21 protein-coding genes are annotated in these 20,749 nt (G+C 70.8%); 13 read left to right on the forward strand and 8 right to left on the reverse strand.

Annotated elements, in window-relative coordinates; all coding sequences use genetic code 11:
• The first annotated feature begins 21 nt into the window (after positions 1-21).
• Genes QQM67_RS13055 through QQM67_RS13070 form a run of 4 tightly spaced genes read left to right on the forward strand, consistent with a single transcriptional unit; the run spans position 22 to position 3,468 of the window.
• Positions 22-969 carry a cupin domain-containing protein gene (locus QQM67_RS13055; protein WP_314173943.1) on the forward strand — a complete coding sequence of 316 codons (948 nt, stop codon included), beginning with the start codon at positions 22-24 and terminating at the stop codon, positions 967-969.
• The gene (locus tag QQM67_RS13060; RefSeq protein ID WP_314173944.1) at positions 966-1,772 is read left to right on the forward strand and encodes an HpcH/HpaI aldolase family protein; all 807 of its coding nucleotides are present in this window, start codon (positions 966-968) and stop codon (positions 1,770-1,772) included. The genes QQM67_RS13055 and QQM67_RS13060 overlap by 4 nt, the downstream gene beginning before the upstream one ends.
• The gene (locus QQM67_RS13065) at positions 1,772-2,713 is read left to right on the forward strand and encodes a BKACE family enzyme (protein ID WP_314173945.1); all 942 of its coding nucleotides are present in this window, start codon (positions 1,772-1,774) and stop codon (positions 2,711-2,713) included. The genes QQM67_RS13060 and QQM67_RS13065 overlap by 1 nt, the downstream gene beginning before the upstream one ends.
• On the forward strand, positions 2,710-3,468 hold the full coding sequence (locus tag QQM67_RS13070; RefSeq protein WP_314173946.1) for an SDR family NAD(P)-dependent oxidoreductase: 759 nt from the start codon (positions 2,710-2,712) through the stop codon (positions 3,466-3,468). The genes QQM67_RS13065 and QQM67_RS13070 overlap by 4 nt, the downstream gene beginning before the upstream one ends.
• 38 nt (positions 3,469-3,506) lie before the next feature.
• Here QQM67_RS13070 and QQM67_RS13075 read toward each other — a convergent pair whose 3' ends face one another.
• A complete protein-coding gene (locus QQM67_RS13075) occupies positions 3,507-4,427 on the reverse strand; it encodes an NADP-dependent oxidoreductase (protein ID WP_314173947.1) in 921 nt (306 codons plus the stop codon).
• Positions 4,428-4,700: 273 nt separating this feature from the next.
• On the opposite strand from QQM67_RS13075, the gene QQM67_RS13080 reads away from it, so the two are divergent.
• Both QQM67_RS13080 and QQM67_RS13085 read left to right on the forward strand, forming a co-directional pair.
• A complete protein-coding gene (locus QQM67_RS13080) occupies positions 4,701-5,777 on the forward strand; it encodes a type III polyketide synthase (RefSeq protein WP_314173948.1) in 1,077 nt (358 codons plus the stop codon).
• 5 nt (positions 5,778-5,782) lie between these two features.
• Entirely contained in the window at positions 5,783-6,313 is a 531-nt protein-coding gene (locus tag QQM67_RS13085; protein ID WP_314174466.1) for an isoprenylcysteine carboxyl methyltransferase family protein, read from the forward strand.
• Between the two features lies 1 nt (position 6,314).
• Here QQM67_RS13085 and QQM67_RS13090 read toward each other — a convergent pair whose 3' ends face one another.
• Positions 6,315-7,043 (reverse strand): LppU/SCO3897 family protein, encoded by a 729-nt coding sequence (locus QQM67_RS13090; RefSeq protein WP_314173949.1) that lies wholly within the window; start codon positions 7,041-7,043, stop codon positions 6,315-6,317.
• A 416-nt stretch (positions 7,044-7,459) separates the two neighbouring features.
• Between QQM67_RS13090 and QQM67_RS13095 the strand changes: the two genes are divergently transcribed.
• A complete protein-coding gene (locus QQM67_RS13095) occupies positions 7,460-8,695 on the forward strand; it encodes an MFS transporter (protein WP_314173950.1) in 1,236 nt (411 codons plus the stop codon).
• Between the two features lie 72 nt (positions 8,696-8,767).
• Here the strand turns inward: QQM67_RS13095 and QQM67_RS13100 are convergent, their stop codons facing one another.
• From QQM67_RS13100 to QQM67_RS13115, 4 genes are all read right to left on the reverse strand, one after another.
• Positions 8,768-9,637, reverse strand: coding sequence for an ABC transporter permease (locus tag QQM67_RS13100; protein WP_314173951.1), 870 nt, complete (start codon positions 9,635-9,637; stop codon positions 8,768-8,770).
• Entirely contained in the window at positions 9,634-12,267 is a 2,634-nt protein-coding gene (locus tag QQM67_RS13105; RefSeq protein ID WP_314173952.1) for an alpha/beta fold hydrolase, read from the reverse strand. The genes QQM67_RS13100 and QQM67_RS13105 overlap by 4 nt, the downstream gene beginning before the upstream one ends.
• 219 nt (positions 12,268-12,486) lie before the next feature.
• Positions 12,487-12,987 carry a hypothetical protein gene (locus QQM67_RS13110; RefSeq protein WP_314173953.1) on the reverse strand — a complete coding sequence of 167 codons (501 nt, stop codon included), beginning with the start codon at positions 12,985-12,987 and terminating at the stop codon, positions 12,487-12,489.
• Positions 12,984-13,379 (reverse strand): hypothetical protein, encoded by a 396-nt coding sequence (locus QQM67_RS13115; RefSeq protein ID WP_314173954.1) that lies wholly within the window; start codon positions 13,377-13,379, stop codon positions 12,984-12,986. The genes QQM67_RS13110 and QQM67_RS13115 overlap by 4 nt, the downstream gene beginning before the upstream one ends.
• A gap of 301 nt (positions 13,380-13,680) precedes the next feature.
• Between QQM67_RS13115 and QQM67_RS13120 the strand changes: the two genes are divergently transcribed.
• From QQM67_RS13120 to QQM67_RS13140, 5 genes are all read left to right on the forward strand, one after another.
• Positions 13,681-14,202, forward strand: coding sequence for a hypothetical protein (locus QQM67_RS13120; RefSeq protein ID WP_314173955.1), 522 nt, complete (start codon positions 13,681-13,683; stop codon positions 14,200-14,202).
• Between the two features lie 282 nt (positions 14,203-14,484).
• Positions 14,485-15,318 (forward strand): enoyl-CoA hydratase/isomerase family protein, encoded by an 834-nt coding sequence (locus QQM67_RS13125; protein WP_314173956.1) that lies wholly within the window; start codon positions 14,485-14,487, stop codon positions 15,316-15,318.
• A 124-nt stretch (positions 15,319-15,442) separates the two neighbouring features.
• Positions 15,443-16,294, forward strand: a complete 852-nt coding sequence (locus QQM67_RS13130; protein WP_314173957.1) for an RCC1 domain-containing protein — start codon at positions 15,443-15,445, stop codon at positions 16,292-16,294.
• A gap of 192 nt (positions 16,295-16,486) precedes the next feature.
• Positions 16,487-17,194 carry a class I SAM-dependent methyltransferase gene (locus QQM67_RS13135; RefSeq protein ID WP_314174467.1) on the forward strand — a complete coding sequence of 236 codons (708 nt, stop codon included), beginning with the start codon at positions 16,487-16,489 and terminating at the stop codon, positions 17,192-17,194.
• 219 nt (positions 17,195-17,413) lie between these two features.
• Positions 17,414-17,578 carry a hypothetical protein gene (locus tag QQM67_RS13140; RefSeq protein WP_314173958.1) on the forward strand — a complete coding sequence of 55 codons (165 nt, stop codon included), beginning with the start codon at positions 17,414-17,416 and terminating at the stop codon, positions 17,576-17,578.
• 31 nt (positions 17,579-17,609) lie between these two features.
• On the opposite strand, the gene QQM67_RS13145 is transcribed toward QQM67_RS13140, so the two are convergent.
• Positions 17,610-18,455, reverse strand: coding sequence for an alpha/beta fold hydrolase (locus QQM67_RS13145; protein WP_314173959.1), 846 nt, complete (start codon positions 18,453-18,455; stop codon positions 17,610-17,612).
• A 187-nt stretch (positions 18,456-18,642) separates the two neighbouring features.
• Positions 18,643-19,656 carry a DUF4331 family protein gene (locus QQM67_RS13150; protein ID WP_314173960.1) on the reverse strand — a complete coding sequence of 338 codons (1,014 nt, stop codon included), beginning with the start codon at positions 19,654-19,656 and terminating at the stop codon, positions 18,643-18,645.
• Positions 19,657-20,458: 802 nt separating this feature from the next.
• On the opposite strand from QQM67_RS13150, the gene QQM67_RS13155 reads away from it, so the two are divergent.
• The gene (locus QQM67_RS13155; protein ID WP_314173961.1) at positions 20,459-20,725 is read left to right on the forward strand and encodes a GlsB/YeaQ/YmgE family stress response membrane protein; all 267 of its coding nucleotides are present in this window, start codon (positions 20,459-20,461) and stop codon (positions 20,723-20,725) included.
• The last annotated feature ends 24 nt before the right edge of the window (positions 20,726-20,749 follow it).

The following is a 20,749-nucleotide window of genomic DNA, read 5'->3' on the forward strand; positions in this document are numbered from 1 at the left end:
AGCGAAAGGAAGGACCGCACCGTGTACGAAAAGGACGACCCCCGCTCCTCACTCGCGACGGCGACCGCGCCACGGCCGGACGGTGGCGGCGCCATCGCGGCCGCCCAGTACTTCGATCTGCGCCAACTCGCCTCGCCCGGCGCCGCACCCGACGGCGCGACAGACGCCGCGACAGACGATGACGCGAGCGCGGACGCCCGTACCGCCGTCGTCCGCGCTCAGAACGTGGTGCTCGTGCACACCGAGGCCCGGTCCGGCGACGACCTGGACAACGGGACGCTCGACGGCGAACTCGCCGTGATCGCCACCGGCGCCTCACCCGCCTTCACGGTGCTCACCACCCACGGCACGACGCTCGTCGAAGGGCCCGGACTCGCCGTCGTCCCGCCCGGCGCATCACGGATCAGCGTGCACGGCGACGGCCCCCTCGTCCGCCTCGTCGAGGCCGGCGAACCGGCGTGGCGGGAGCGGGCCGTCAACGCCGGGGCGTACGCGGAGGACCACCCGCGCGTCGCGCTGCTGAAGCGGTGGCCGGAGCCGGCCGGCGGGAGCGCCGTGCGGTTCTATCCGCTCGCCGAGGTGCCGGACGATCCCGCGCGGTTCGGGCGCATCTTCCGCACCCGCTCGTTCATGGTCAACTTCCTGCCCGAGATGGACGGTCCGCGCGATCCGGGCAAGCTCTCACCGCACACCCACGACGACTTCGAGCAGCTCTCCCTGGCCGTACAGGGCCAGTACGTGCACCACATCCGCACCCCGTGGCTCAACGACAGCACCGCCTGGCGCGACGACGAGCACGTGCGGCTCGGCAGCCCGTCCCTCGCGATCATCCCGCCGCCCACCGTGCACACGTCCGAGGCCGCCGATCCCGGCGTGAACCAGCTCATCGACATCTTCAGCCCGCCGCGCACCGACTTCTCGCAGAAGCCCGGCTGGGTGCTCAACGCCGACGACTATCCGATGCCGTGATCGCGCGACGACGCACGGGCGGCGGGCTGTTCGCGCCGGAGCGTGCCACGACGCCGCTCGGGACCTGGCTGAAGATCGCCTCGGGGGAACCGGCCGAGATCATGGCGTTCGCCGGGTTCGACTTCGTCGTGGTCGACCTGGAGCACGCGCCGCTCGGCCTGGAGACCGCGTACCGGCTGATCAACTCGGCCGCCGCGCTGGGGATGGCGCCGCTGGTACGGGTGCCGGACAAGGCGCCGTCCACGATCCAGAAGATCCTCGACGCGGGTGCCGTGGGCATCCTCGTACCGCACGTCGACACCGTCGAGGAGGCCGCCGCCGTCGGACGGGCGTGCCGGTTCCCGCCCGACGGCGTGCGCGGCGCCGGCGGCACCAGCCGCGCCGGCAGGTGGGGTCTGCGGCCGAACGCCGACTACCTCGCCACGGGCAACGACGACGTGCTGTGCATTCCGCAGCTGGAGAGCGCCGGAGCGGTCGCGGCCGCGCCGCGGATGCTCGCTCTCGACTCCGTCGACGCGGTGTTCGTGGGCGCCGCGGACCTGTCGATGTCGATGGGGTCCACGCCCACGTCGCCGGACGTACTGGAGCTGATCGGCTCGGTGCAGGACGCCGCGCACGCCGCCGGAAAGCGCTGCGGACTCGCATTCGGCGGCGTACCCGAGCGGGCCGCCCAAGCGGTGCGCGACGGCTGCGACTTCGTCCTGCTCGGCAACGACACGTCGATGCTGGCGGAGTCCGCACGCGGGCTGGTCGCGGGGTTCCGGGAAGCGGAACCCAAGAGCGCCGCCGAGGGGACGAACTGATGCGGGCGGCGGAGAAGGTCGTCATCACCACAGCGGTGACCGGCTCCGTACACGTGCCGTCCCAGAGCCCCTACCTGCCGCTCTCCGCGGAACAGGTGGCCGAGGCCGCGATCGAGGCGGCCGAGGCCGGGTCCGCCGTGGTGCATCTGCACGCGCGGCGGCCCGACGGAAAGCCCACGTTCGAGCCCGAGGTCTTCGAGCGGATCGTCGGGCTCGTCACCGCGCGGAGCGACGCCGTCATCAACATCACCACCGGCGGCTCGCCGGCGATGACGATGGAGCAGCGGCTGGCGGGCGCCCTGCGGGTCCGGCCGGAACTGGCGTCGCTGAACATGGGCTCGATGAACTTCGTGTACGCGGGGACCGCCGACAAGGTGACCGAGTGGAAGCACGAGTGGGAGCGGCCCTACGTGCGGGGCACCTACTCCAACCCGTTCATCAACACCTTCGACTCGATCGAGAACACCCTGCGCACTCTCGGCGCCTTCGGCACCCGGTTCGAGTACGAGTGCTACGACATCGGGCACCTCTACAGCCTCGCCCACTTCCTCGAACGGGGCCTGGCGAAGCCGCCGTTGCTGATCCAGGGCGTGTTCGGCGTCCTCGGCGGCATAGGGGCCCACCACGAGAACCTGGAGCACATGGTGCGGATCGCCGACAAGCTCTTCGGCGACGACTACTCCTTCTCCGCCTTCGCCGCCGGCCGCGACCAGATGCGGTTCGCCACGCACAGCGCCCTGCTCGGCGGCCACGTACGGGTGGGGCTGGAGGACAGCCTGTGGATCGGCAAGGGGCGGCTCGCGGAGAGCAACGCCCAGCAGGTCAGGAAGATCCGGGACCTCGTCGAGGGCCTGGACAAGCAGATCGCCACACCGGCCGACGCCCGCGCGATCCTCGCGCTCAGGGGCGCCGCGGACACGGACAGGAGCCAGGTCTCATGAGCACTCCGCCACTCGACGGCAAGGTCGTCCTCCTCGTCGGAGCGAGCGCGGGGATCGGAGCCGACGCCGCGCGCGTCTTCGCCGAAAACGGCGCCGCCCTCATGCTCGTCGCCCGTACCAAGGAACCGCTCGCCGCACTCACCGACGAGCTGACGGCCGCCGGACACGACGTGGCGTTCACGACCGGCGACGTCTCCGACGCGGCGAGCGTCGCGGCCTTCGTCGACGCGACGGTCGCGAGGTTCGGACGGCTCGACGGGGCGTTCAACAACGCCGCGATGACGCAGGGCGGGCGCCTCGACGCCGTCTCCGAGGCCGACTTCGACCGGATCATGGCCGTGAACGTGAAGGGCACGTGGCTGTGCATCCGTGAGGAAGTACGGGTCATGGAGCGGCAGGGGTCCGGGGCGATCGTCAACGTGAGCAGCATCGGCGGGCTCCGCGGCAGCTCGGGCATGGGCGCCTACCAGGCGACCAAGCACGCGGTCATCGGCCTGACCCGTACGGCCGCCCACGACGTCGGGCCGCACGGGATCCGGGTGAACGTGCTGGCGCCCGGCCCGACCGAGACCCCGATGCTCGCCGAGACGCGCCGGGCCATCCCCGGCGGCGTGGAGGCGCGGATCGCCGCGACCCCGCTGCGCAAGGTCGGAACGGGCCCGGAGGTCGGGGCGACCGCCGCCTTCCTGCTCAGCGATCTGGCGAGCCACATCAGCGGTGCCGTGCTGCCGGTCGACGGAGGGTTCCTCGCCTGAGCGGCGGGCCGGGTGCGCGGGCCCTGCCCGCCCGGGCCTCAGGGCACGAGGACGATCTTGCCGCGGGTGTGCCGGTGAGCCAGCTCGCGGTACGCCTCGCGCACCTGGTCGAGGGGGTACGTCCGGGCGATCGGCACCTCCAGCCGGCCCGACGCCATCGACTCCGCGAGTTCGGACAGGACGTCCGCGGTGGATGCCGTGGCCCCGCCGACCGCCCGCACGCCGCGGCTCTGGGCCTCGGCGAAGTCGATGGTGGTGTTGATCCGGCCGGGAGCCACGCCGAGTTCGAGTCCCAGGTCGATGTAGCCGCTGCCGAAGGTGTCGACGAACGCGTTCACCGAGCCGTCGGCGGACCGGATGCGGTCCGCGAGGCCGGACCCGTGGTAGTCCACCGGGACCACGCCCCGGTCCCGCAGCCACTGATGGTTGCCGGGTCCGGCCAGGCCGATCACGGTGGCGCCTCGCTGCCGGGCGAGCTGGACCGTCAGCGAGCCGACGCCGCCGGCGGCACCGGACACGACGACGGTGTCGCCGTCACCCACGCCGACCGCCTGGACGCAGGCGTACGCGGTGGTGCCCGCGACCTTCAACGCTCCTGCCTGGTCCCAGGGCACCGACGCCGGTTTGGGCACGACGTGGGTCTCCTCGACGACGACGAACTCGGCCTGGCTGGCGCGGTCGTCGGTGAACCCGAGCACGTCGTCCCCCACCGAGAACGACTCGACGCCCTCGCCGAGCGCGCTCACCGTCCCGGCGAGGTCGCTTCCCTGCCCTGACGGGAAGGTCGCCGGCCATACCTCGTGCAGCGCACCCTCGCGGATCGCCGCCTCGCCGGGGTTGATGCCGGCCGCCCGGACGGCGACCACGAGCTGGCCCGGCCCCGGCCTGGGCATGTCGACCTCGACCACCTCGAGAACGTCGACGCTCCCGTACTCGCGAAATCTCACGGCCCTCGGCATGGCGTCGTCCTCCGTCTCCCGGAACGCGGCTTCCGGCGAACATGACGATTCGCGGGACAGGATCCATTCCAACGCTGATCGAGTGGTCCGGCAAACCGATGGCCGAACAGCACCCGCCGAATCTCGAACGGGTCCCGTCCGAGGTGGCCGCGGAGAGAGAACTCCCCTCGTCTGCGACGCGAATCCGCCGGGGCGAAGACGGGCGCGAATTCGTGCAGTTCGCGGCCCCATCGTCCAATCGCGACAGTCGATTTCCGTACATACGATGCGGGAATGACGCGAATCGCCGCTGTTCACGGAGTGCCGGCTCGCCATCCATACGCCCAGAGCGAGATCACCGAGGCCTTCGCCCATATGTGCGGCATCGAAGGGGCCGACCGGGAGAATCTGGACCGGCTCCACGCCAGCGCCCAGGTGGAGACCCGCCACCTCGCCCTTCCCCTTCAGGACTACGCGACGCTGCGCGGGTTCGGTGACGCGAACGACGCGTATATCGAGACGGCTCTCGACCTGGGCGCCGACGCCGTCGCCGGTGCGCTCGACGACGCCGGCCTGCCCCCGACGGCGGTGGACCTGCTGGTGTTCACCAGCACCACCGGCGTCGCCGCCCCCTCGATCGACGCGCGGCTCGTGGAACGCCTCGGCCTGCGGCCCGACGTCAAGCGCCTCCCCCTGTTCGGGCTGGGCTGCGCGGGCGGTGCGGCCGGGCTCGCCCGCGTCCACGACTACCTCACCGGCCGGCCCGGCCAGACGGCCGTGCTGCTGTCGGTCGAGCTCTGCTCGCTGACGCTGCAACACGACGACACCTCGATCGCCAACGCGGTCGCGAGCGCACTGTTCGGGGACGGCGCCGCAGCAGCCGTACTCCGCGGACCGAGCGCGGACGAACTCGGCGGCAGCCCGGGCCCGCGCGGTGGGCCGCGGGTGCTCGCGACCCGGAGCCGGCTCTATCCCGACAGCCGGCGGGTCATGGCCTGGGACGTCGGCGACTCCGGCTTCCAGGTCGTCCTCGGGCCGGAGGTCCCGGAGGTCGTACGCACGTATCTCAGCGAGGACGTCGGACGCTTCCTGGCCGAGCACGACCTGAAGCCGGCGGACATCCAGGCCTGGGTGTGCCACCCGGGCGGACCCAAGGTGCTGAACGCAGTCGCGGAAAGCCTGGACCTCCCGTCCGGCGCGCTGGAGGTGACCTGGCGGTCGCTCGCCGCGATCGGCAACCTGTCCTCGGCGTCGGTCCTCTACGTGCTCCGCGACACGATCGCGCTGGACCGCCATCCGCGCGGTGCGCCGGGCCTCTTGCTCGCGCTGGGACCCGGATTCGCCTCCGAACTCGTCCTGCTGGAGTGGTGACCGGGATGATCGCGTACGCACTGCTGGTCGCGGCTGTCGCGGTGCAGCGGCTGGCCGAGTTGCTGATCTCCCGCCGCAACGCCGCCTGGAGCTTCGAAGGGGGCGGCGTGGAGTTCGGCCGCCGCCACTATCCCTTTCTGGTCCTGCTGCATGTCGGCCTGCTCACCGGTTGCATCGCCGAACCGCTGCTCGCGCACCGGGACTTCGTGCCGTTCCTCGGCTGGCCGATGCTCGCGCTTCTGCTGGCCGCGCAGGCGCTGCGCGCCTGGTGCATCTCGGCCCTCGGCCGGCAATGGAACTTCCGCGTGATCGTGGTCCCGGGACTCTCCCGTGTGCGCTCCGGTCCATATCGCTTTCTGAGTCACCCGAATTACGTCGCGGTCGTCGTCGAAGGGGTCGCACTTCCCCTCATCCATTCCGCCTGGATCACGGCGACGGCGTTCACTCTTCTCAACGCCGTCGCACTGTCCGTCCGGATCCGTACCGAGGAACGGGCCCTTTCCCTTAAGACGGCGACTAAGACGGCGACCGTCTGAGTCAGTCGTAGACCGTGGTGCAGAGCAGCGTGTCGCCGTCGTCCACCTTCCACGCCCAGTACTGGGTCTGGTCGCCCGGGGTGCGGGTGCAGTCGTCGGCCGTGGCACCGGCAGGCGCGTCGTAGACGCCGGTGATCTGCACGATCTGGTTGTAGGGGACGGGGACTTGCTCGTCCGTGCACTCCACCGCCGTCATCGAGCCCAGGGAGATCCGCGGGCTCGCGTCGCTGCCCGACTGCTTGCCGAGCAGGCAGTAGTTCTTCCGGTATATGCGGGTGAGGCAGAGGACCTTGGTCTCGCCGCCGCCCGAGGGCTGGTAGGACCAGTACGAGTGTCCCGTCCCGGACTTACAGCTGCTGGTGTACGTACCGACCTGGGAGACGCGCACAGTCGCGTCCGAACTGTCACAGGACACGGCGTCGGACGGCATGTCGCTGCTCCAGTCCACGGAGGTCTCGCCGCCGTTGCCGGTGTCGTAGACGTCGAGGCAGTCGCCGGACGATATCTCGTCGAAGGCCGAGGCCGTGGGGTCGGGCGGCGCGGTCGAGCTCGCGCCGGAGCCCGGGTCGTCGTACGAGCCTCCACTCGAGGCGCTGTAGGAGGGCGAGGAGGTCGTGGACGGCGAGGCGTCGTCGTCCGAGTCGCCCGTCAGCAGGGAGGGCAGGAACCAGGCCAGCACGCCGAGGCCGAGGAGGGCGCAGACGGCGAGGGCGGCGACGATGATCGCCACGTTCTTGCCGCTGGGAGGACCCGGCTGGGGAGGACCGAAGGGTCCGGGCTGGCCGACTGGTCCTGGCGGCCCCGGCGGCTGGCCGGGAGGCGGCCCCGGCGGCTGGCCGGGCGGGGGCCCGGGCGGCGGGCCAGGCGGGCCGAACTGCCCAGGCGGACCGAAGGAGTTGCTCATGTGCTGTCCCCCGTGCTCACTGCTTCGTCGATGGCCTGCGAATGCTACCGACTGCCGGACCGTACGCTCAGCCGCCCCTCGTCCACCCGCACGAGACCTCAATTCCCGGCGCTCTCCCCCACGTTGTGCGCCTCGGCTCACCGGTGACGGATTCCGGCTGCGAACCGGCCCGCTGAACGGGCCCGCTGAACAGGCCTGTAATCGGGGAGCGTTCGGGCCTCTCCGTCTCCTAGGTTCACCCCATGGCCTCATCCGCCCGTCCCGGAAGCCGAGTCGGCCGGGCGCGGCCGCGTCTGGTGACCCGCCCGCTGCTGCTGCGCCTGGTGACGGTCGTCGGTTCCTCGGCGAGCTTCCATCTGCTGCTGCCGGTCGTCCCGGCGTACGCGCAGAGCGCACCGGGCGGAGGCAGCGGCGCGGCGGGCCTCGTCACCGGTGCGCTGATGCTGGCCACGGTGGCCGGCGAGTTGACGGCCCCGTGGCTGGCCGCGCGCTGCGGCTATCGCGTGCTGCTCGGGGCGGGGCTGTTGCTGCTGGGCGCTCCGGCACTGGCCCTGACGGTGTCGCAGAGCATGGCGTACATCGTGGCGGTGTGCCTTGTCCGGGGCCTCGGCTTCGGGTTCACCTTGGTGGCCGGCGGGGCGCTGACGGCCGCGCTGATCCCGCCCGAACGCCGCGGCGAGGGGCTGGCCCTGGTCGGCGTCACGGCCGGCGTGCCGTCGCTGGCGGGCATGCCGCTCGGGGCCTGGCTGGCATCGGACGCGGGGTACGGACCAGTCTGCTGGATGGCGGCGCTGACCGCCCTGGTCTCCATCGCCGCCGTCCTGGGCCTGCCCGGCCGGGAGGCGGCGTCGGGGCCGCCCCTGGGGATCTTCGCCGGGGCCCGTTCCGGCGCGCTCAGCCGCCCCACGGGCGTGTTCGCGGTCACGGCAGTGGGCGCGGGCATCATCGTCACCTTCCTGCCGCTGGCCGTGGCGCCGGGCGACTCCGGCGTGGTCGCCGCGGCTCTCTTCGGGCAGCCGGCCGCCACGACCGCATCCCGCTGGTTCGCCGGGCGGCGCGCCGACCGGCGCGGACCCGCCGGGCTGGTCACGCCGGGGCTGATCGTCTCCGCCGTCGGCATCCTCGTCGTCGCCCTCACGGGCGTCCCCGTCGCGGTCGTCGTGGGTGCGGTCGTGTTCGGAATCGGCTTCGGCATCACCCAGAGCGCGACCCTCACGCTGATGTACTCGCGGGTCCCGGCCTCCGGGTACGGGACGGTGAGCGCCCTGTGGAACGTCGCGTACGACGGGGGCATGGGCGCCGGGGCGGCCGGCTTCGGCACGGTGGTGGGCTGGACCGGCTACCCCTGGGCGTTCGTCCTGACGGCGCTGGTGATGCTGACGGCGCTCCTCCTGGCCTGGTGGGACCGATCGGCGGCGCGCGGACGACGGGCGACGGCCGGCGAGGACCGGGCGGCGGCAGCGGAGGAGCAGCGGTGAGCCACCCCCTGCCCGCTCATCCAACGCCGCCGTCTCGCCGATGAGTTGACGTGCCTGGGCTGCCGGAGCCGCTCAGGAGACCACGTCCTTCCTGGCGAACCCCCTGAAGGCGAGCGCGAACAGCACCAGGGCGCAGGCCACCGAAACGGAAGCTCCCTTGATCATCCCCGTCCACTCCAGCTGGGGCTGTATCGCGTCGGCCCACGCGTACTGCCAGTGCGCGGGAAGGAACTCCCGCCAGGAGCCGAGGGCTTCGACCGCGTCCAGGAGATTGCCGACGATGGTCAGCCCGACCGCTCCGCCGACCGCGCCCAGCGGCGCGTCCGTGATGGTGGAGAGCCAGAACGCCAGCCCCGCCGTGACCAGTTGGGAGACGAAGACGTACGCGACGGCGAGGGCGAGCCTGAACAGGGCGTCGCCGGCGGGAATCGAGCTGCCCGTCGGGCTCTGCAGCGGATGCCACCCGTAGGCGACCGTCCCCACCGCCAGGGAGAGCAGAGGCAGCAGCACGATCGCGGCCACGCTGAAGGTCAGCGCCACCACGAGCTTGCTCCACAGCAGCCGTGCACGCGGCACGGGCGCGGCGAGCAGATAGCGCAGCGACGACCATCCGGCCTCGGAGGCGACGGTGTCCCCGAAGAACAGCGCCACGGGGATGACCAGCAGGAAGCCCGCCGAGAGGAACAGCGCCGAGGTGGCGAAGTTGAGCCCGGAGACGGTGGCGGTGTCCGTCAGATCGATCCGCTGCTCCTGGCCGGCTCCGTCACCGCCGCCGCCACCGCCGCCGATCGCGAAGGCCACGGCCAGGACGAAGGGAAGGACGGTGAGGATCACCGCCACCACCGCCGTACGACGGCGCCGCAGCTGCCGGACGGCCTCCACGCGGAACGGGAGGGTGCGGCCCGGCCGGTAGCCGGGCGCCGTCTCCTGCTGGGCGGTCACGAGGTCTCTCCTTCGATCAGGGTGAGGAAGGCGTCCTCCAGGCGGCGGTGCGGGCCCAGGCCGTTCACGGGGATCTCCATCCCGACGAGTTCCGCGAGCAACTGGGAGGGGCTCGCCCCGCCCAGCCGTACGAGGAGGCCCTCGTCGATCCGTACGGCGGAGACGACGCCCGGCAGCCCGGCCACCTTCCCCACCACCGCGTCCGGCAGGGGCGGGCCGTCGACGCCGACGAGCAGCGTCTCGCCGGAGCCGGTGATCTCCGCGACCGCGCCCGCCTGCACGAGCCGGCCGCGGTCCATGACGACGAGGTGGGTGCAGGTCTGCTCGACCTCGGCCAGCAGATGGGAGGAGACGATCACGGTGCGGCCCTGGGCGGCGTACCGGATCATGACTTCGCGCATCTCGCGGATCTGCGGAGGATCGAGCCCGTTGGTCGGCTCGTCGAGGACGAGCAGATCGGGCATGCCGAGCATGGCCTGGGCGATGGCGAGACGTTGCCGCATGCCCTGGGAGTAGGTGCGCACGGCGCGCTGGATCGCGTCTCCGAGACCGGCGATCTCCAGGGCGTCCTCGATGTGCGCGTCCCCCGCCGGACGGCCCGTCGCGGCCCAGTACAGCTCCAGGTTGGCCCGCCCCGACAGGTGCGGGAGGAAGCCCCCGCCCTCGACGAAGGCGCCGACCCGGGAGAGCACCGGGGCCCCGGGATGCACGGCGTGCCCGTAGATCCGGATCTCGCCGGAATCGGGCGTGACCAGGCCCATCAGCATGCGGAGGGCGGTGGTCTTGCCCGCGCCGTTCGGGCCGAGGAGACCGAGTACCTGGCCCTTCTCCACGCGGAAGGACAGGTCGCTCACGGCGTACCGGTCGGCGGACTTCCCGTAGCGCTTCGTCAACCCGGCGACTTCCAGCGGCACTTCGGCCAGTTCCGGATCGAGGTCCGGCGCCGGGGTACGGCGGCGTACCCCGGTCACCAGCAGGACCGCGACGACGGCGCCTGCGAGGGGAAGGCCCCAGACCCAGGCGGGCAGCGGATCGGCCTCGGTGGTGACACCGCGAGCGGTGGGAATGCTCAGCCCGCCCTGCACCGTGGCGGTGTACGAGCTCGGTTCGGCGGGGGACGCGTAGCCGAGGTCGGTGGCGGCGAGGACGAGCCGGAGCCGGTGGCCCGTCTCGACCTCGTGGTCCACGGCGGGGAGGCGGAGTTCCACGGTCCGGCCCTTCCGGGCACCGTCGATCCTGACCGGTGAGACGAGCTGGGACGGCAGCGTACGGGTGCCGTCCGGCCCGACGTCGTACACCTTCGCGAAGAGCACGGCGTCGTCGGCACGGTCGGACTTCACCCGCACCGTGACCGTGGGCGACCCGGTGATGCGCAGGGAGCTCTTCAGCGGCCGGGAGTCGAAGCGCGCATGCTGTCCGGGGAAGTCGATGTTCAGCCCGCCGACGCCGAGGGAGGACAGCTGCGAGAGGCCGCTGCCGACGCTGGGAACGGAGGAGATCGAGGGTGGTCCCGCTCCCGGCGGGTTCTCGAAGGGCTTCTCCGCGGTGTCGAGGGCGACCGTGCGGGCACCGCTGTTCAGTCCGGGGTAGGCGGTGCCGGTGGCGCCCCGCGTCTGGAGGGTGCCGTCCGTGGAGTCCATCCCTCCGGCCCTGGTGACGCGGAAGACCGGTCCTGTGTCCGTGCCCTTGTCGCCCTTCAGATAGCGGTCGAACCAGGCCGTCGTACGGGTGTCGAGGCGGCCCGTCTCCAGGTCGCCGCCGTCGTGCCCGCCCGCGAACCAGTCGACGGAGACGGGCGCCCCGTTGGCGCGGATCGCCTTGGCCATGGCGTCGGCCTGGCCGAGCGGGAAGAGGGAGTCGGACTGGCCCTGGGCGATCAGCGCGGGCACCTTGATCCGGCCGCCGACGGCGGACGGGCTGCGCGATGCGAGCAGTTCACGCGCGGCGGCGTCCGGCTCGCCGCTCACCGCCACCCGCTCGTACATCTCGCACAGCTCCGCCTCGAAGCGGCCGCAGCCGCCTGCGGGAGAGCCGGTGCCGAAGAAGACCCCGGCCCAGAGCTTCTTGAAGACCCCGTCCGGGAAGAGAGCGTCGGCCAGGTTCCAGTACGTCATCCGCGGCGCGATGGCGTCGACCCGGTCGTCGTGCCCGGCGGCGAGGAGGGCGATCGCGCCGCCGTAGGAGGCTCCTGCCATGCCGACCCGCGGGTCGCCGCTCTTGTCGAGCCGCACTTCCGGGCGCCGGGCCAGCCAGTCGATCAGGCGGGAGACGTCCGCGACCTCGTGCTCCGGGTCGTTGAGGCCGATCTCACCGGTCGAGGCTCCGAAGCCGCGCGCCGACCAGGTCAGTACGGCATATCCCTCGCGGGCGAGGTTCTGCGCCTGCGCCCGCACGCCGTCCTTGCTCCCGCCGAAACCGTGGCCGAGCAGCACCGCGGGCCGCTTCGCGGACGGGGAACCCGAGGTGAAGTACGAGGCGTCGATCCGCGCACCCGGCATGTCGAAGGCGCGGTCCGTCCGCTGCACCGGCGGCTTTTCGCCGGACGCCACCGCGTTCCACGTGCCCGCCCCGGCGAGCGTGACCACGACGGCGGCCACGGCGAGCCACCGTCTCCAGCCGCCGCGTGCCATGCCGCGAAACCACGCCGACAGTCGAGTCGGCCTTGTCCCACGGCTCTGTCGCAGTTCCATGCTCGAACCCTAGAAGGACGAACCGCGTGGTTGCGGCTGTCTCCAGGTGGATCCCCGCCTCGGCTCCCGGGCGTACGCGCACATGCCCGCGTACAACCGGCGGAGTAGGGCGTCTGGTGACACCGTGCCGGGCAGCCGGGAGGGTGCACCCGCCAACGGCTACCCGGGAAGGCCCCGGGTCGCCTTCCAGCGGGTGGCGTCCGCGAGCCGGCGTGCCCGCTCCAGCGCGGTGTCGAACTCCCTCAGCTTCGCCTGGACCTGCTCACGGGTGAGCCCGTTGAAGAACTCGCCGGCCTTCAGCAGCGCGCGGTCGAGGGCGTCGCGGTGGACGAGGTCCACGGCCTCGAAGCCGAGCTCCTGCGCGATCCGTTCGCACTTCTTCGCCGCGTCCTGGGCACCGCGGAGCCCGTTCGCCAGGTCCCGGTAGCGGCCCGCCATCTCGTCGAGGCCCTTGCGGAGCCGGAGTGCGTCGGCCCGCACCTCGTCCAGGTACCGGGCGAACGCGCTCCCGGCCTCGCCCCACCACAGCCCCGCGTCGCGCCGCGCCTCGTCGATCGCGTCCAGGACCCCCTGGGTCTGGCCGACCCGGCGCTTGAGGAACTCCGCGTACCGCCACACTTCCGCCGGGTCGCCCGGCAGGAGAGGCGGCGGCATGCTCATGTGAAGTCGTCCAGGACCTTGTTCGTGCTGTGCCGCTTGAACACGGCGTCCTCCAGGGCCTTGAGGACGGTCCCGGTCACGTAGTCGCCGACGTCGTCGCCGCCCTCGAACTTCTCCTTCAGATCGCTGTCGAGGCTCTGGTACCGGGACGCGGCGGCGTTGACTCCGCGGGCCGCCTTTTCGAGGTCCAGCGCGAGCCTCCGGCACTTCGGCAGCTGATCGTCGAGGGCCGCGGCGAGACGGCTACGCGTCCCGGCATCGCCCACATCGGGCGCGGGGACCCGGCCGATGCCGGCTCCCAGATCGCGCGACCACTCATAGACCCGGTCGAGCTTCGCACCGAGCCTGTGCAGGTCCTCGTAGGTGAAGGCCACGTCCGGTGGCACGCCCATGTCCGCCCCCCTCAAACCGGATGCTCCGTCCCACGGCCGCGGCGAGGATAGTCCGAGCCGTCACGCCCAGAAGAGCCGAGAACAGGCCAAGTCAGCTCATTGCCGCCTCTCCGGCCCGTATCCGCCGTCCCGGGGAGCCGGTGCGGCACATCTCCCCCTCCCTGCTGCCTGTTTCGTCCCTGCCCGTAACAGCTCGACCGCGCCGAGCGCACCGCCCTAGCGTTCCGGGCACGCCCACGGCACAGGTGGGCCGGGGTCCACGCCGCCCCAGGGGGAATCGGCGTGACGGAGGGGGACACTGATGCACAAGCAGTTCAAGCGAGCCGCGGTCGTCGCGACGGCCGTCGTGGCGGGCACCCTGGGAGCCATGGCGCCGCAGGCCGCCGCGGCCACGCACGCGGGGCCCGCGGACCGCACGGACGACGTCGGCATCATGGGCGGTTGCGTCGGCCCGTGGGGTTGGGTGTGCGGCGGGGTCGAGAACGACACCGACCGGCACATGAAGTACACGGCGAACCTGCGGTACGACGGCAGCTCATGCCGCGTCTGGTACTGGGCCGACGACAACGACAAGCCCCGCGACGCCAGTTGCGACCCCGAGGAGAAGCTGGCGCCCGGCGACGACGCGGGCGGCTTCGGCTCCGACAAGGACGTCGACGCCTTCACTTTCACCGGCACCGGCTACTACGTCTCCGTCTACGGCAACGCGCCGGAATGGGTCGACAAGGGCGTGTGGACGAAGATTCAGACCATCGACGTGGCCAGTTGCGCGGAGTACGCGAACTACGACGCACCGGTCTGCGACGTCGACACCTTCGTCTAGGCGTCGCGGCCGGGCGGGTCCCGTGGCCGTCGTGGCCTCGGGCCGGGGGCGTGATCCTCGGCAGGCCCGTCAGCTCCCCGCCGAAAGGGAGTTGCCTGCGAACCTTCCGGGGGTTCAGGCCGGGTACATGCTGTGACCTGAGTCGGAGCTTCGTCGTTGGTCCGGGTGTGCCGTCAACTGACGTGCAACAGGCGCGGATTGAGCGGTTCCGTCCGCACCTCGCTGAAGCCGGATGGCCGACGGCCGGGGCCGCGCGGCATCAGACAAGCAAGGAGACGGCCCGTGAAACCGTGGACTCACTTTTCCGTAACGGAAGAGACCAGGAGCCTGTGGCGGATCACGTTCGACAGCCCGCCGATCAACCTGGTCTCCCCGGAGATGCTCATCGAGCTCCCGGAGCTGGTCGACAAGATGGAGGCCGCTTCGGGGCTGCGTGTGGCCGTGTTCGAGTCGGCGAACCCCGACTACTTTCTGAACCACTACGACACCTCCCGGGTCGCCGAGACCCCGAAGGGGCTCGGGGCAAGCGGCTACCCACTGCTGATCGACGCCGGCACGCGCCTGTCCCGCCTGCCTGTCGTCTCGATCGCGAAGATCCGGGGACGGGTCCGGGGCGTGGGCAGCGAGCTGACCCAGGCGATGGACATGCGCTTCGCCGGCGAGAGCGCACTGTTCGGTCAGCCCGAGGTCGCCAACGGCAACCTGCCTGGCGGCGGGGGCCTCGAACACCTGCCATTGCTGCTCGGCCGGGCACGGGCCCTGGAGGTCGTCCTCTCCAGCGACGACTACGGCGGCGAGCTGGCCGAACGGTACGGATGGGTCAACCGCACAGTCCCCGACAGCGAGCTCGACCTCCTGGTGGACAGTCTTGCCAGGCGGATCGCCTCGTTCGACAAGGACTCGATCACCGAGGCAAAAAAACAGGTCAACAGGTACACCCTCCCGTCCGGGGACGACCTGAAGTCCTCCTATGACATCTATTTCGCGTCCTTTGGCTGGCCGGGATCCAGGCGCAGGCTACCCACCGCGGAGAGCGCGGGACGCAACCAGCCGGGCGACTACGAAATGCGCCTGGGGTATCACCTCGGACGCCAGCCGGACGCGGACTCACGATGAAGCTCGTCAGACCCGGGCAACGCACCGCCCATGGAGATGAGCAGAGAGGCGAGGCTGGGCGTCGTAGTCCGAAAGTAGGGTGGAAGCCGATGTCACCAACTCCCGCCCAGCACAAGGAGACGGAATGCCCGCTGACCCGTCGGTGCTGGCGGCCGGAAGGCGTCATTCGGTCGGACGGCGCCGGGATGGAACCGTTCTCGCCGTGGGCAGTACCGCAGCCGCTGAATGCCGTGTCGAGCGATGGGAAGACGTGATCGCGGTAGCAGCCGGCAACGTCCATACCGCGACGAACACGGGCAGGTCTCATACGGTCGGACTCCGGTCGGACGGCACGGTGCTGGCAACGGGGTGGAATGGCGACGGTCAATGTGATGTCGCCGGATGGCGAGACGTCACGGCCGTGGCCGCGGGCTGGCGCCGCACGCTCGGGCTGCTCGCGAACGGCCGCGTGCTGGCAGTTGGCCGGAGTTCGGAAGGACAGTGCGACGTGCAGTCCTGGCGCGAGATGGTCGTCGTCTCGTGTGGTGACTGGCACTCGGTCGGTGTCCGGTCGGACGGTTCTGCCCTGGCTGCGGGAAACAACCGGCGACGGCAGTGTGCCGTTGAAGCGTGGCGTGACCTGGCCGCCGTTTCGGCCGGGTATCTCCATACCGTCGGCCTCAGAGCGGACGGGCGGCCAGTAGCGACCGGAGACCGGGCAGCCGGGGCGTGCGAGGTCGATGAGTGGGAAGACGTGGTGGCGCTCGACGCGGGCAGCTACCACACCGTCGGGGCCACTGCGTCCGGACGGGTCCTCGCGGCGGGAGACAACAGCTACGGACAGTGCGACGTCGGCGATTGGCGCGACATCGTCGCCGTGGCGGCCGGTTCAACGCACACCCTTGGCCTGCGCGCCAACGGCACAGTCGTGACCGCGGGGAACAATGCCGACAGACAGTGCGAAGTCGATGCCTGGTCCGGAGTTGGGCCCCCATAGGCCTCCGGGCCGCGCCATCGCGAACTGACATGCCGTCATTCCCGAGCGCTCGGAGTCCTCATCCCCTGCCGACGTCACAGGCCCTTCAGGACACGATCAAGGGCCTCTCCGGGTGTCAGAGTTGGCCACATCATGTGCCCTCACCAAGAGAGCACGTGCCCTCAGCGAGAAGGAGTGGGTCTGGTGAGCTCGATGGTGCAACCGGGCGGAGCCGCGGGCGAGTGGCCGGAGCGCGTTGCTGCCGTACGTCGCGAGCTTGCCGAGCACGGGCCGCCGCGGAGTCCCGGCGGTGCTCCGGACTTCGCCACGGTGACGCTGCCGGAGCGCGACTGCGATCAGGTGCGTGACCTCCTGGTGGAGGAGCGAGCCGGCACGGTCGTCGAGATCGGACTCGCCTATGCCGGTTCGGCGCTGGCGATCGGCGAGGCGCTGCTGCGCGCTGGTTCACAGACCCCACGGCACGTGGTGATCGACCCGTACCAGTACACGGCGTACGACGGAGTGGGGTGGGAACTGCTGCGCAGCGCCGGCTTGGACGACGTCGTCGAGCTGGTGACCGAGCCGTCGCAGCGGTTCCTCGCCAGGCTGGCCGACGTGGGCTTCACCGCGGACGCGGCGTTCGTCGACGGCAGCCACCACTTCCATAACGTGTTCGTCGACCTCCACTTCCTGGGCGAGATCGTCCGGCCTGGCGGCATGGTGCTGCTCGACGACGTCTGGTGGCCCTCGGTCGGCGCGGCTGTCGCCTACTTCGAGACCAACCTGGGGTGGCGTCCGGTGCCGGACGCTCTGGCCGGAGGGACGACCGACCCGGCCAGCGGACGGCCGCGGACCCGGGCCTACCGGCTGCCCGAGCCGCACCCGGCGCCGGACTTCAAGGACTTCCAGCCGTTCTGCTGAGCCGGACGGCGAATCCGAGCGCACCGGCCGGCTCAAGAGCTCGGTCGCAGCGGACACGGCAACCCGACACGGCAACCCGAAGAGCACTTGCCGGACGGCCTCAAGGGCGGTGAAACGCCCCCGTCCTTACGCCCAGCCCCGGCGCCGGAGCGCCTCGTTCGCGATGTGCTCTGCGATGGCGAGGACCGAAGTCGCGCCTGGCGATGGCGCGTTGCGGACGTGGACGATGTGGGCGGCTCCCGAGAGGACGAAGTCGTCGAGCAGGTTGCCGCGGGCGTCCATGGCCTGTGCGCGGATGCCGCGCGGGCCGCGGGGCTCATCGACGGAATCCTCGACCTCGACCGCGTCGCCGACCTCGCCTCGGTGCTTCCGGATCCGGGGTGACCGGGTGAACTCGCCGCCGCGTCAGCCCAGTTCAACCTGCGGCGGTATGGGCCAGGATCGCGGGGACGACCGTCTCCCAGTCGGCGCGGTCGAGCCCATGGCCCGCGCCTTCCAGGACCGACAGCCGTGCGGCGGGGATCTCTTCGGCCAGTGCCTCGCCGTGCGCGAGCGGGAACATCGGATCCGCGGTTCCATGGATCACCAGCGTGGGCACGGCGATCGACGACAGGGGCTGTTGCGGCTGCTCGCCCTCCGCGAGTGAGTCGTGGTTGCGTACGGCGGCGAAGTCGCGCGCACGCTCGACGTCCCGGCGGACGAGGTCGCGTACGGGGGTCTCGTCGAAGGGACGCCGGCCGCCTGCGAGCACGCGCGAGTACTCGACGAGGTACTCGATCACCGAGGCGGGCTGCGACCAGTCGGCCTGTGCGGTCGATACGAACCGCATGAACTCCTCGGTCGGCGGGGGCAGTTCACGGTCAGTGGACACTGCGGGAGATGTGCTGATCAGTACGAGCGAGAGGATTCGATCGGGATGGCCGAGCGCCACGGACTGCGCCAACGCCCCTCCGGCCGAGACACCCACGACGTGTGCGGCCGGGATGCGGTAGGCGTCGAGCACCCCGACGGCGTCGCCGGCCAGATCCGCACCGGTGTATCCGGGGCGGCCCGGCTCGCAGGCGACCGATCGGCCGGTGTCGCGGTGGTCGTAACGGATCACGAACCGTCCGCCCCCGGCGAGCATCCGGCAGAAGGTCTCGTCCCACCAGAGCATCGAGGCCCCGGTGCCCATGATCAGCAGGATGGGTGGGTCCGCCGGATCGCCGAAGGACTCGGTGCACAGTTCGACGCCGTCCGCGTCGATCATCCGCTCAGACATGGCCCGTCTCCTCACCGCGCCCGATTCTGCATCCGTGCTGGACCGGAGAGTTGACCGTCGGGAAAGACCGGATTCATCGCCGCGAGGCGGACTGAGAAGTGCGCCGACCTCGTCCGGCTGCCCGGCCGGTACAGCACCGGTCCGCCGGACGAGGTCACCGACGCGGCCAACCCCGCCTGTCGCCGCACTAGTCGGACTTCGGGTGCGGGTTGCCGAGGTAGGGGAACTCGTTCAGAAAATCGGTGTGCGGCGCGAGCCCGGTGGGAGGGATGTCGCCCTTCGAGAGGAAGGAGAGCCGGTAGTTGATGACGTCGTCGGTGAAGACCCGTCCGTTGGGGTACTGCGCGGGCTTCGACGGGTCGAAGACCAGCATGTCGGGCAGGATGGAATCCTCCTCGATCGCCGCGATCGCCTCTTCCCGTGTGTAGTTTCCGGTGTGCCCCATGAGGTGGACGAATTGATCGGTCCAGCGCTCGCGATCGTTCACCGGCTCACTGGCGTTGTACTCCTCCTTTGTCTCGTCGGTGTTGAAGAAGCTGCTGACTGAAGGGTGTCCCGCACGGTCGGCATGGACGAGCCGGCCGTCCTCGTGCAGACTGCAACGCCCCCAGATCCGGATCGCCGACTTGGCCCCGAGCTCACTCGTGGGCAATTCCACGACTGTCGAGAACACGTTGGCTTCCGTGTTGGAGTCCACACCGGTCCACGGCGATTTGCCACCGAGATGGGGCGCGGTGAAGTTCCTGCCACCGCTTGTGTCGAAGAGATTCTCGATCCCGTCGAAGTCGAAGAAGAACGGGTCGCTGCGGCTCCCCGCGAAGAAGGTGTAAGGACCGGCGGTGACGCGGTTGGCCGTGGTGCCGAACGACACCTCGGCGTCCATCACGACCTTCTCCCCCACGGCCTCGGGCGAGCGGGCCTCTTCGCCTTTCGCGATGAAGACGCTGAATGTCTGACGGCCGTCCTCCGGTGGCGAGAAGACGTAACTGATCGCCATGTCGGTGAGGTAGTCCCCGTCATTGTCGATGTTGAGGCGATAGACGGCGTCGGGGTGCAGGGCGTCGGCGTTCGGGTTCGCGTCGAGGATGAGCACCGTCCTCTTCGGGTCGGCGGGCGACTGAAACGCAAAGAGGTCGCAAAGGTCGAGCCTTGGGTCCCCGAGCGGTGAGCCAAGGCTGAGACCGGTGAAGTGATTCGACATCAGGGATGCCCCTTTCGCTGCTGATGGGTCAACGGCCGGGCGGGGCCAGAAACTGGGCCTGGAATACGGGGTGACGCATCCCCCCGAAGGGGATATTGCCTTTACCGCGCATATTCGGGCATTCAAGCATGAATGCTGTCAAACAGCTTGGATTCGCAACGGGGTTGCCGGTCGGCGGCCGCATACGGCCACGTGCCTTCATGACGTCGAGGACGGCAACGACAGCGCGGCAAGGACATCAAGGGCGGCGGCAGGGGCGGCAGTTCGGCCCACCACGCGCTGATACCGCAGAAAAAGCCCCCGGTGCATCGGCACCGGGGGCACAGACCTCGCGGAACACCCGCGTCGGATGCTCGCCGGTGCCATGGGTAGCCGTCCCGAGACCGGCGAGTCGAGGTCCTGGCGGCAGCGAGCCTAGCCCGGCGCCGCGGAAATTTTCTACATCGCTGTAGAAAATCTTGTGCGACATGCAGGTGACCGGAAGGCAAGCGCCCCCCGAGGCGGGAGGAACATCCGTGCCCGCACGGCGAGTTGCCGACGCCCCGCCGCCAGGTCGCCGGCACAGCACGCGCGTTTCGGCACACCTGAAAGCGGAGCGCGCGGGGGCCGGGACGGGCTCTGCGTCGTACGTCGTCCACCCGCCCCGTGACAGAGGAGCGGCGGAGACGGACGGCACCGGCGGCACCGGCGGCACCGGCGATCGGAAGCAGTCCCGACCGACGGGCAACCGCTGCGGCTCGTTGTGTCGTCCTCGCAGGTGAGGACTCTGCACGCACCGACTCACCAAGGAACGGAAGAACTCATGGGCTTCATCAGCTGGATAATCCTGGGTCTGCTCGCGGGGGCGATAGCCAAGGTGCTCCTCCCGGGCCGGGACCCGGGTGGCTTGATCGTCACGACACTCATCGGAATCGCCGGCGCCTTCCTGGGCGGCTGGCTCTCGGCGACCGTCCTCGACCGTCCCGTGGACAAGCAGTTCTTCGACCTGGCCACCTGGGTGGCCGCCATCGCGGGATCACTGGTGCTGCTCATCGGCTATCGCATGATCGCCGGAAACTCCCGGCGCTGAGCGCCTGCCGACTGCATGACGACG

The sequence above is a fragment of the Streptomyces winkii genome, assembly GCF_032248595.1.
Taxonomy (GTDB): domain Bacteria; phylum Actinomycetota; class Actinomycetes; order Streptomycetales; family Streptomycetaceae; genus Streptomyces; species Streptomyces winkii.